Source organism: Pseudoalteromonas sp. G5_S1_14_S5 (assembly GCF_054968605.1).
Genome location: NZ_JBQKUM010000018.1, coordinates 13,752 through 26,429 on the forward strand (window position 1 = coordinate 13,752; position 12,678 = coordinate 26,429).

Genomic DNA, 12,678 nt, shown 5'->3' on the forward strand with positions numbered 1-12,678 from the left:
CCCCTTTCTGTGTTTAGAAAAGCCCACATGATTAGCCTCACTTTAAGGGGGGGCGATAATTTTTCTAAAGCTAAATGACAGGTGTGTATAAATAACGTAGGTGCATTTCACTCTAGTAAGAGCGTTAGTTTGCGGGATATTTGGTACCTATCCTATGGGGGGATGATTCTAACGGCCTGTTGGTAATTACCTTAGCTATTTCAACGACAAAGTGTGTGTTAACACTCTAACCAAAAATTCACTATTCGCGAAAATTTAATGTTGGGAAAGCTGTTATGAGGTGGCAGACTAGTGAGCATAATGAAAATTAATGAGCCGTACCTCTCTACATGAAAGTTAAAAATTCTGCGATTATTTATACGGGCTATGATTATCAGACTCTGCAGGGAGTAAAACTACTTGCGGAATGGCTTCATAGCCCTACTCAGTATGCTAGGGTGGCATTTGAAGCTGATACGGATAGCAATGAAACACCTGAAGGTATAGATGATATTGTCTGTGAACGACCAAATGGTGTTAAAGATTTCTGGCAAGTTAAATTTACCCCTTCCCCAGACAAGGGTGAAAACTGCCTTTCGTGGAATTGGTTATTAAAAATCTCAGGAAAAACAGCGAGATCTCGTTCCATACTTAAAAAGCTTCACGATGCTATTAATGCGGTACCTGGTGAAAAGCTTGGGGATGTTGTTCTTTTGACCAACAAACGGCCGGACAGGTCTATGGAGTCCTGCCTATCTGGTTCGAAAATAGACTTTAATCAAGTTGATAATGAGTTACAACGAGAGATTATCCAACAATTAGGAAGCAGCGAAGACGCTATATTTCTTTTTTCGAAGTTGACCGTCCAGCATAGCGATGGAGACTATCTTAGTATAAAGCGTAGTGTTCGAGCTGAGCTTCTAAAGTTTTCTGACGATATTGGTGTTGAACGGCTCTTAGCGAGAGCTCGCGAGTGGGCAATGTTTCATAACAACCCACCAGAAAATGGTTGGATTTATCTTCATCATGTTAGAGAAGTCTTATCACCAAAAAGACCGGAACCGATACCAGAGATATTCTCTGTACCTGAGGATTATTGCCTCCCCAACTCAGTTTTTCACACTGATCTACTTAATCGAATTAATCGCTCAAACGGCGAAGTTATTACGTTAACGGGGAAGCCTGGTGTGGGAAAAAGTACATATCTATCGTTTTTATGTCAGGAACTAGAAGAGCAGGAAGTTCCGCTAATCCGCCACCACTATTTCTTATCGTTGGGAGACACAACTGAAGACAGACTAAGCCCAAGGATTGTTGCTGAATCCCTGTTACATCAGATTGATAGCTTTCACAAAGAATCAACTGCCAGTACATCCCGCCCTGAAAACTTGCGTGATGCATTGTTAACCTGCGCGAATTATTACAAACGCAAAGGGAAACCTTTTGTAGTATTGATTGATGGCCTAGACCATGTCTGGCGAGATAATGCTAGAAATAAAAAGCCATTAGATGAAACCTTCAGACAGTTGCTCCCTGTAACAGATAATTTAGTGATACTTATTGGAACGCAACCAGTTGACCATGAATTGCTTCCTTGCACACTACTTACTTATTCTCCTAAGAATGAATGGCATTGGTTGCCTGAAATGTCAGGGAATTCAATATACGAGTTTTTAAAACTTCATATTGAATCTGGTCGTTTATTCTTGAACTGTCATAAGGATCAAGCGGATGAAAAAATTCAGGAAAGTGCTGGCGCATTATTAGAAGTTACAAACGGCTATCCTCTACATGTGATCTACTCATCTGAGTATCTGTCTCATCATGGATTAGCGCTTTCCTCCTGGCAAATTGAGAAGCTTCCTCCATGTACCGATGGCAACATTACAACTTATTATTCCGAGCTTTGGCGTAACCTCAATTATAGACAAAAGGATGTCCTTCACCTTTGCAGTGATTTTCAGTTTGCGTGGCCGAGAAAGGCCATTGGTACTGTTGTAAATGATAATCACGAATTTGCACCGAGTGTGGATGCAGTTGCACATATGCTGTCCGAAGGAATCTGCGGGGTAAGGCCTTTCCATGAGAGCTTGGTGGTATTTGTGCGAAATCAGGAGGAGCACCAAGAGCGTATAAACGCATTGCTGCCACGTGTGTGTGAATGGCTGAGTTTGAGTGCCCCAACACACCTCAGAGATAACTGGCTTTGGTCGAGTTTGGCTAGGGCAGGCGATTCTTCAGAGTTACGACAAGGTGTCACTCGAGACTGGGTGCTTGATAAGCTTAAAGTTGGAATGCCTGTGAAATCGTGTATTCGACTGCTATCCGAGGCAGAAACTTATGCATTTCAGGATCTGGAGTATGCAGAGGCATATCGACATAGAGCATTAAAAACCAGACTTATCAATGGTCCTGAGTTCCAGACATGGGATTACACTAACCTAGAAATACTTTCTCTAATTCTCTCTGATCAGCCTTCAATGAATGAGATAATTTCGGGGCAAAGCGAGTATTCACCAACCAAATTATCTATATTGGCAATTGCATTATGGTATAGAGGAACCTTTGATCAAGCAGAACTACTATCACAGAAAGCTATCGATCGATATCGAACTAAAATCAAACTATTGTCTTCACGACACTCTCAAGCTAACGAAGCTGAAGCTGCTGTATTGATAAAAGCAGGAGTATTAACTGACAGCCTTGACTACGATGCTATTTTTGAAGGAGGAAACTTCTCTAGTTGGCCTGATGGATATGTAGCTAGCTTTAGACGAGCATGCCGCACAAAAAAAGAACTTGGCCTGCTTCTCAGAGCTTGGAAGTGTCTATCCGGAGATTCACATCATATTGCTCAAATCGAACTTGATGCAATTAGACTAAGCATCGTCGAGGATGCAGATATTGCCAGCAGGCCGGAATATAGTTTTTTTTCCTCGCAACAATTATCTCAGTTTATAGATATATTCCCTAAGAAAAGTGCTGCCACTGTTAAGACTCACCGTTTTGATGGCCATTCGGTGGCAGCCTTCAAGGTGGAAAAGACGGGCAGTTACCATAGTTGGTTCTTTGCTTCACTTTGCACTAGGTTAAATGCGGAAGGTGAATTTTCTTGGTTGCCAGTTACTGCAAAGTCGGCTCAAGCAGATGTGTCAGCCCATTACGATTTGCTCAACGAGCTCACAGGTTGGGTTGCAAATGAGCTCTTAGCAGGAAATACATTAAACTTTGATGTAGTTTGTTCACTCTTTCCTTCGGAACCAATATTGGACGAGATTCAATGGGACACACGACGAGCTGATATCAATTTAAAGCGTGATTGGATTGGAATTGCTGCAGATTGTCATCTGATAACAACCAAGTCAGAAATCACACGTGAGGAGCTGGAGAACACTGTAAACTCTGGCATCTTCAGGGTTGAATGGCTAAGGCTATGGTATAAAGAGATAGGTCTCAAGCTGTTAGATGATGATGCGGTAGAACTGCTTCTTGAGCTTGATGATAAACGGCAGTTAAATGAGCTAGAAGAAACGATTGAGAATTCTAATGCCTACCTCGAACTTACTCAAATAGCTCTCCAACATGATAATCCAGTCTTTTTTGAAAGGTGTTTGAGGAAAACATGGGATTTTGTGCTCGGTTACGGACATCACAAAGATCCTACCATATTTGATGTATTGACAGCTGTGGAATACTTATCTGATGCTGAGCCTGATTCTGCTCTGGAGATACTAGAGCGAATATCACCTATAGTTTTCAATATATCCAAGTTTACAGACGGGGATGAAACTAGGCACTCCAAGCACTCCATATCTTCATTATTGGCAAGATTAAACCCACAAACAGCGGCTTCAGTTTATGAGCAAGAGCTCAGTGATGGCGAATGGTATTATGCTGAAGAGACAATTCTAAGATTGCTTGAAAGGTGTGACTTTTCTTCACCTATAACTAAACATTTATATCTGACAGGTTTGCACTCAAACTGTTACCAAATTCTCAGAGAAAAGGTTGAACAAGAAAATTCACAGGCCATTCATATCAGTGATGAAATAGAGAACTTGCTTGGTATTGAAGTTCAAAACATGGCTGAAGATAAGCGTTCATCAACTGATAAGCTAGATGAAAAGATTACGTTGCAACCATCGGATTATCCGCCTGACAAGTTTGAAGAGCTGACTGTGGCGCTCAAAGGTAAATACAACACTGGTGAATTTTGGAAGACCTGGTACAAATATTGGTGTGTTCAGGGTAAAGAGAGTGAGCTATTACAGCACTTAATGCCACAAGCATCGACATTTGTTGATCGTTTTGGTGACAAACGATACCTGTTAGATCTCCTTTTTTTCAGTGTCAAAAAGTTAGAGGGGAAAGCAAAAGCATTTGGGCTTTTGGTTGCAGCTCATAAAGCAATGGGCGGTTGGTCTGATTGGTACGAGCGAGCTGAGAATAGTATTGTCCGGCTTAAAGTCGTTGCAGAGCAATATCCTAATAGGATTGATGAGTTTATAAAGCTAACAACATCACAGCTAGATAACTGGAAGGATAAACTTGGCAGCTTAATTATTCCCAACGACAAGTTAGTCTTTTTACTTTCTCATAGTGGTAGGAAAGATGAAGCGCTTGCACTTACTTTAGCGATGGTTGAAAAGCTGGAAGATGACGTTCGTAACCTTAAACTTACTGCGCCGGCCTGGGATTGGCGTCAGGATGACTCCCTCGAAGAAGCATTGGTTAAAATTTTAGTTTCAAGGCTGAAGCTCCCGGTACCTTCTATTAAGCTTTGGGTACTAGACCAGCTTTCACTGCTTTTAATAGCTCAGCACCCAAGAGTTGAGGAGTTGTTGAAGGAAGACTTAGCAAATAGAAAGCTGGAATCTGAGTGCGTAGAAGTATTATGCGTATTTTTCATTGCAAAGTCTAAGGGGTATGTGTGCCCAAATGATCTGGGCCAATATATCAAAGCAAGGTCCACACTGTCTGATCTAATGCTCTCTGAATTAATCTCAACGCCAGAGGATTTCGGGAAGTATTCTTATCCATTTTATCCTTTTGTTAGTCTAGATAATGGAAACAATCGATTTGAATATTACCAGGGAAGCCATGTACCTCTACTGTACAATTCATGGTTGGAAAAAGAAGAGCGAAGAACCAGTTTGCCCTTTACCAGTCATTACCAGTCTGAATGGAACACTACATTCGAATATCAGCCTTCTTCAGGAACAGCTATTGACTACTTTTTTGGTAGTGATAGACAAAGAGCTACCGGGCAATTTTATACGCAAGCAAGCCATCGTGGTCGTTCTGCATATCTGAGGACTATAGAAGTCGCAAAGCAATTTTACGGTATGCCTAATTCTTATGCTGAACATTTATCAATGCTAACGCTGCCTATCGAACCAGCATATATGGGGTTTCGCCCTCAAAAACCTAAATGGTTACCGGTTTGGAATAGTCATAATTCCCCGAATGAAGCTAATTTAATCAACTATGTTAAAGAGGTGTTATCCAGCTTTACACAATCAGATGACAGTAATGACCTTTTAGCATTTTCATTGCCCATACAAATTGATGGCAATAACTGGATTGATCTGACAGTTATAAATGTGAGCTCTGGAATTGATCTTACGCCTGATATGCAGATAGAAGAGCGTTCCGGTTGTTTGGCCGTTGGTAATCTTTTGGATAGGAAACTGTCTTATGAATTTGGCGATAGTAAAATGCCTGAAGCTCCTACAATGGCCGGCACTTCGTATCCATTTATGAGGTATGGACACTGGCACTCCGATCTCGAATCACGCGGGTTCTACATTCCCAAATGTACTATTGATGGAAAAAAGATTGTTGGTTCATCTTCCGATGGTTTGTTTGTTTATTCTGTCGATGGTTCTAAAATCGGTTTTTCATCGTTCTGGTACAATTGTTGGAAACCTATTCACCCTATGGGTATTCGTTCTTTATGTGGGTCTTATACCGCAGTAAGCAAAGAAAGAATTGAGGTATGGCATAAGTCAAATGAAGATGAGCAGCAAAGTCGTTACTTATGTAAAGCCATTCTACTTAAATCTGAAGATAGCTTTAGAAATTACGACCAGAAAGTGTTCGAATTTTCAGTTGAAGAAAAATAACGGTTCCAGATTTGCTTTGGGGCTAGATAAGATAGCCTGTGTGGTGTCCTCATTGAAGACGGACGCCACTTCTCAGAAACAGGTGAATGTCCTTTGAGAGTGGCCACATAACGACAACGCTGCTCCATGTTAGTCCTAACAAGGTGTAAATGAGCAGAGACATTGTGCTCTAGAGCAACACAATAGTGTATTTCGTTTCATCAAAATCTAGCTTATGCGAAATGAGGGGCTTAGAGCACCAGCTATAAGTCACTTTTGTCCAAACTCGTGTCAGGCCAACCAGTTCTGGCACGAGCTTGCCCCATTCCTTCTTAAAGCAAACACCATTCAAATACTGTTAATTTGATTTTTCCCTAAGAAAACTAATCTGGATAGTCGGTTCGGCGTTTAAAAACAGACGCCAGTGAAAGGAAAATTCCCACTGGCTTTGTCGTTGTATGTGGATGGAAATATACCTGACTTGTAATAGTTGGTGTCTTTAGCGTTAAGGCGGGCTAGCGTTTTGTATCTTTGTTCCAAGCGACTTTTTGCCAAGCTCCTCTCTCACGCCACACAATACCCTCAGAACGACGCCAACAAGACTCATCGTTGTTTCCATTAGGCCACGTGTTTCGCTCCGCAATCATTACCCACATTGGTTCTATGTCAAACTTGCTAACATAGTCATGAAGAGCTTCATCATCAATAACTACTGCAGTTTGATGCTCAAAAGGCTCTTGAGCTTGTATTACAACATCACCATGTTTGTTTAACCATTTGCTTGGCTCATTTTGAGACAAAGATAGTTCAAGTTCATCGGCAAACCATTTTTGTGGCATATAATTCGAAAAACCATCAGGAAGAGATTTATCTAAATGACTTTCCCAATAGTAATTAACTGTAGGTATCGCAAATGTACATTCTTCAGGCCCGTTCCAAAGAGAGTCTGAAAACTTTTCAGATTCCCACGTATTTCGCCAATATGCTTCGCGAAGGTACGGACCGTCAGTAAATTCCCTCGGTTTAAAAGAGTCAACATCAATACTTTCATTCTCTTTAAGAAACTCGGCTAGCTTTCTCGCACTTCCTTTTTTAAGAAATATGCAATAAAGGAATCTGAATTCTTCATATCGCATTCCATGCATGCCGATTCTACGGCCTTGATATTTTTCGCTAGAGCAATTGAATTCATACAACACACTCCATGCCTTTTTATTTTCATCAATCCTAGAGAGCTTCTCAATTATCGTCAGCGTCGGATCTTCCTCAAATGGCCACTGCTTCAAATTCTCTTCGGCCACTTTGGGAAGCTCGATAATAGGCTCGACCATCCACTTTTCAAAGTGATGGCCTTGCTTTTCTAGTGGTAAAATAGTCGGTTCAATATTTCGTCGAAAGTCGTGATGGCTATACCGATAAATACATGGTTCTTCGGGCCACCCGTCAAGAAGCCAATAGTTGTCAGCTAATCGGGCTTGAATTTCGTCTAGAGCTATTCGCTGGTATTTCTTCCCTATCCGTTCGAGGTCATTTTCATGTCTTGAGTTACTAGTGCCATATCCATCTCTAGGAAAGAGCTCGGAGTTCCAACCAAGTTCATAGGCTCTTTTAGTGATCCATAATCTGCATTGTTGTATATCAACCGAATCAAAGTCCTCGTAGCCGCTGCCCTCACGAAGATAGTCCGACGAAAGTCTTTTCAGCTCGTCTTCACTTAATAAGCTTTCTAAGCGGGTGCGAGCAATAACTGTTGCTTCTTCTAGTACTGTAGCTTCCTTTTTGGCAGTGTCACTCTCTGATTGGACATAAAACATAGCTTGAGAATAATTAGAACTGGATGCTTTTTCAAACGCCTCTAGAGCCTCGACGCGCTCAGTGTAGGGTTGTATCACTTCCTCTAAAAAAACTCGCTTTAGTTCTTTCTTCGAAACTGGTTTTGGACTACCAAGGGGAGTCGATAAAAAATTTCGCACACGACCAGGGATACTGTATTTCCCATAGTCACCCCACTCACTTGAAGCAGAACTAAATATTTTTCTGCCTCCTCTTTCTTCAGCAATTTTCTCTACTTCATCTTCAATCAGTCCAAATGTTGGAGGTTCAGAACCTAGAGGGTGATAGCAATCTTCTAGGTTAATACCTTCACTCAATGCGCACTTGCTATTTGCAAGTTCAATTATCCCCAATGCGTAGTCTCTAGTAAGTAGAGCTACCGGTGGCTGTTTGTCTGCAAAAACTTTGGCGAAGACTTCATGCGAGTAAACATTCAGACGTTCAGAGCTTTGATCGATGCAACAAGCTCCAAAGGCTGCTGCATAGAGTCGCTCTACAACATACGGATCATCGCAATCGTGCAACTTTTCGAGCAGGAAGATAAATATGTTTGAGTTTACTAAAAATAGCGTCGTTAGTGCTTTGGTCGCTCGGTCACGCAATATCTGGTGAGACGAAGATAAGGACCATACCAAAACTAATGACGCTAACTCCAAATGTTTTAAATCTGCAGTGCGACTATGCTTTGATAACGCCCATGAGACAATTCTTTCAACTTGATTGAGTTCTTCTCGCGACGCCCAATTAATCCAACGTGTCCAATGACTATCTCTTTCTGGCATTTGCCATTGCTTCAGACGCTCATGAAGGCGAAGAGCATTAAAAGGATGGTCAATAGTCATTGAAACTTCCAAGAGTAACCCTAAAGGCTCAACATTGTAGCCATCTAATCGGTTCAGTAATTCTCGCGAGTCATTCGAAAAGGCATCTGCACTCCTCCACTTGAAGCTTTCTGCAAAGCTCTCCTGCAGTGACTGATCTCTTTCCCAATGTAATTCCCAATCGGGTAGAGTTTTAGCAAATTCTACCCCGAGTTTCTCTGGGTAGATTGTGGATAGAGCGCTAACCAATCCTGTATATTGATAGTGAAGACCATGGCTTGGCTTCCCATCATAAAATAGAAAATTCAGAGGAAAGCCCGCATCGAAAGCCGTATTTAACTGATCTCTAGACACTTTCGAAAGCAAGGATGTCGCCATGAGGTGATCTTGGAACCTCTGAAATGAGAAGCGCACTAGTTCTGATGGGGGATTAAAGGGATCAAAACATTCCGAATAAGGAGGCGGGTCGCGTCTAAATAAACTTGTTTCTATTAGCACCTGTAGCCAAGTTTTTCCTTCTGGCGCAGTTCTACCCTTAAAGCTCTCGTCTGCAATTGCTATCGCATCTTCGACTTCTATGAAATCGCAACCATTCATAGCCATCATACTAGCGACTTGACCAACACATTTTTTAATGGAATTTGAAATGGTAGCTGAGTTTGCTGTTTGTATCCCAGTGCGCCAACTCAACGCATCGAGATACAGTGCCATAGTTTGTGATATTCCGTTCAACCCGCGAGGAAATTCCGTAAATCCTTTAGCATGCAAAGCCTCACTAGTCGTTTTTAGGAACAATGGATTGTTGAATTCTGGCGATAACCATGGTGTGTTGGGCCGAGCTATGCCTTTGGTATCAAGGTATCGAATTGCTGCTCGTTCCATCTCCTTTGGAGTGGAAAATCCATTTATCCGATATTTAGGAAGTTTTTCGAGCAAACTATCCGGAACCGCATAAGGAAGATACTCATCACGACAAGAGAAAACTGCTGATAGGTAAGGGTATTTTTGAATCGCGTTAACTATTTCCGGGAGATTACACTTCCAGTAATGTGCACCAACACCCTCGTTGATTGCGTCAAAGAGCAGAATGGTCCGTTCTCCTTTACGTTCGCCAGCTGTATTAAGGGGGCCCAAAACATCATCGACTGTTCTACCCTCTAGGCCACAAATTCCGCCGAATTGCTCCCAAAACACCGACGTAGAGAAACTCTGGCCTAACGTTAGAACTGTTGGTAAACCTAAACGAGTTCGCTGCTCTGCAATTTGCCCTAAAATATGAGACTTTCCTGCACCTGCAGGTCCATAAATGACAGCGCACCGTAATGTCTCAGCTATAAAGTTAGGGTCTCTTAGAATTTCGCTTAATGAAGAGCAAGAGGATGAAAGCGCCCGGAGACTTGAACGCACATTTTCAAGTTTGCTTTTATCATCCTCAATCAATATACCTTTATCTACTGAAGCGTACTGTCTTTCGAGCTTCCAAACAGCGTCTTGAAGCCGATCTAAAATAATCGCTGTCGCCTCAATGTTCCATTCTTCAGTAAAATCGTGTGTAAACGAACCTTTAAGTTGCACCAGTTCCCGCCATGCCTCATTTGCGATTAAAAGTGCGTCGGCATCTGGTGCAAGATCTGTTGAAGAAAGCTCTATAGTGGGAACTCTTGATTCCTCGAGCCCATTGAATGCGTCTATCAACTGTTCAGTTGTGCCTGGACCTCGAGCTATGGTGTCAAACAAAGATTCAACAGAGACTTCTACGTGATCGTGAGGATTGAAACGGTCATCTAACGCTCGTTTCGCTGTACTAATTTGGTCTTCAAACCAAGAATCGTTTAGTACATCACCTCCAAACCAAAACTTGATCAATGCGGCATTCTCTTTTCGAAGGAGCATTTCTTTTAGGGTAGTTTCGGACCAAAGCTCGAATTTAATGTCAATTGACTTTTTTTCCGCCCAATCTTTCCACTTATTTACTCGCTCATCCCACTTTTCTCGCTGAGATTTACCTTTTGTCCCTCTAGGTGGAGTTAAGTCTTTTGGTATTGCGAAAATATAAGTTTGAAGTTCAGGGTGTACCTTTAACGCTTGTTCTACCGACTCATCCATTTGACTCCATTGGGAGTCACCAATCGAAGTGAAATACTTTGCTTGATAACCAATTTTCCTTCCATTGTTTAGAATCCAAAGAGCCTCTACACCTCCATCTCCTCCGCAACCATCATTCGGTTGGAATTCAAGACCATTTTTAGGGTTCTCTCGACGAGCAAGCACACAAATTAGATCTTCAAAGGACTCTCTAGGCCCTTTGTTGAAGGCATTTATAGAAGAAAAATCAATCAAGTTTGTATGTCCTTTTCCTGTCTGGGAGGTTGCGAAATTGCGGTTTGAAAGATAACAACTAGAATACTTTTTTTGATGTAATTCAATCAAGAAATCAATAGCCTATATATCACAATTTAGAGTGAACTTCCTACGATAAGACCAGTCCAGTCCCTGCTCCAATGGAAGGACCGTTCATCAAGCGAACAAACACTCTACTAAAGGCATCTTTAATGATATTGGCGATTGCCAGTAACGAGTTGACACAACAGAAATTGGCTAGTTAGTGGTCTGAAATTGCTGGCACAAGCGAGACTAAATATGTCCGTTGGCGTAACCCATACTTTATCTAATCTTAGTCTTATAAATTAGATTAAAAGCCCTAAGAAGCTTTTGTCCAAAACCTTCACGGGCTGAATTTTTACTTGTGGCACTTTCTAGCTCGAAAGTGCCACAAAGTGAGTTTAGAACGTATGAATTTAGCATGAGAACTATTGTGGCAACAGCTTGCTGGCAAATCGTCTAACACTTATTCGTGCATCAGGCTGGAACATATTTTGCCGATCAATTCATGCTATACAGAAAAAGTCTGTATTTAGTGATGTAGGTACAGAACTGTAGAACTTAAACTATTGTTATTCATAGCAAAACAGATGTATGGCTTACGTCATTAAGATACTAGACAGAATAATTCTGTCTAATATAGCTGTTAGGCGAATCGAGGCTCAGGCTATTCACGATATTCGTCATCAATGTCAACCCGATTGTTTTTCATACTTTCTCGTATTTTAGCTAGGTTAAACTCCTTGTCTTCTATGTCTATATTATAATTGTCTTCTCTGAAGACTTCTTCAGATTTAGAGCTTGAAATTTCTACTTTCAATTTTGATATTTCGCTCTGAAGCATCTCAAATTTGTCTTCAAAGTTGCTAAGCCTACTTCGTTCTACTTTTAGATCTGATAATAAATTATTTGAATCATCGATGAGGCTTTGAAGTTCAGATAATTCATTAATAATAGAATCTTCTTTTTCGATTAATCTATCTAGTGTTTCAGAAGCGGACTTATTGTGTTCTTCTAAATTTTTAATAAGTTTATTTGCATGAGTATCCGTCTCACTAAGAGTCTTAATCACTTCTTCTTTTGCGTCTTTTACGCCTTTTTCAACCTCTTTTTTTGCCTGCGAACCTGCGTTATAAATTGTACTAATACCAAATACTATAAAGAGGAAACTGACAATGCCTACAAACCATGTTCCATATTCAAAAAGGTCATCAATTCGCTTATTATTAGCCGCCATTTCTGTTTCTAATTGGCGTATTATAGTTTCTTTTTCGATTAGTCTTTTTTGGTAACTTATTAATTCTTCTTTCGTTGCTCCGAGAGCATCTACGTTTTCAATTCGATTGTGGACACGGATCAAGTCATTCATTAACCAAGTTGGAAGCTCTTCTGGAAGATTATATTTTTTTATGGATTCTTCTTTAGTTATTTCGAATGTTTTTATTTCTAAAAATTCTATTTTTGTAAAATCGTCCGATACTAATTGTGCGCTGGAATAAATGGGTATTAGAAAAATCAATGCTGTTAAAAATTTCAAAACATTCATGGTGACTTTTAAT

At 40.9% G+C, this 12,678-nt stretch carries 3 protein-coding genes; 1 reads left to right on the top strand and 2 read right to left on the bottom strand.

All coding sequences use genetic code 11. From position 1 onward, the window contains the following. The first annotated feature begins 329 nt into the window (after positions 1-329). Positions 330-6,104, top strand: a complete 5,775-nt coding sequence (locus tag ACTRWI_RS07530; protein ID WP_499130239.1) for an ATP-binding protein — start codon at positions 330-332, stop codon at positions 6,102-6,104. 494 nt (positions 6,105-6,598) lie between these two features. Here the strand turns inward: ACTRWI_RS07530 and ACTRWI_RS07535 are convergent, their stop codons facing one another. Then, positions 6,599-11,167 carry an NACHT domain-containing protein gene (locus tag ACTRWI_RS07535; RefSeq protein WP_499130240.1) on the bottom strand — a complete coding sequence of 1,523 codons (4,569 nt, stop codon included), beginning with the start codon at positions 11,165-11,167 and terminating at the stop codon, positions 6,599-6,601. 619 nt (positions 11,168-11,786) lie between these two features. After that, positions 11,787-12,665, bottom strand: a complete 879-nt coding sequence (locus ACTRWI_RS07540; RefSeq protein ID WP_499130242.1) for a coiled-coil domain-containing protein — start codon at positions 12,663-12,665, stop codon at positions 11,787-11,789. Positions 12,666-12,678: the final 13 nt, after the last annotated feature.

Bases quoted from the DNA above. Each gene is read 5' to 3' on its own strand.
- ACTRWI_RS07530 (WP_499130239.1), top strand. From the start codon at position 330: ATGAAAGTTAAAAATTCTGCGATTATTTATACGGGCTATGATTATCAG.
- ACTRWI_RS07540 (WP_499130242.1), bottom strand. From the start codon at position 12,665: ATGAATGTTTTGAAATTTTTAACAGCATTGATTTTTCTAATACCCATT.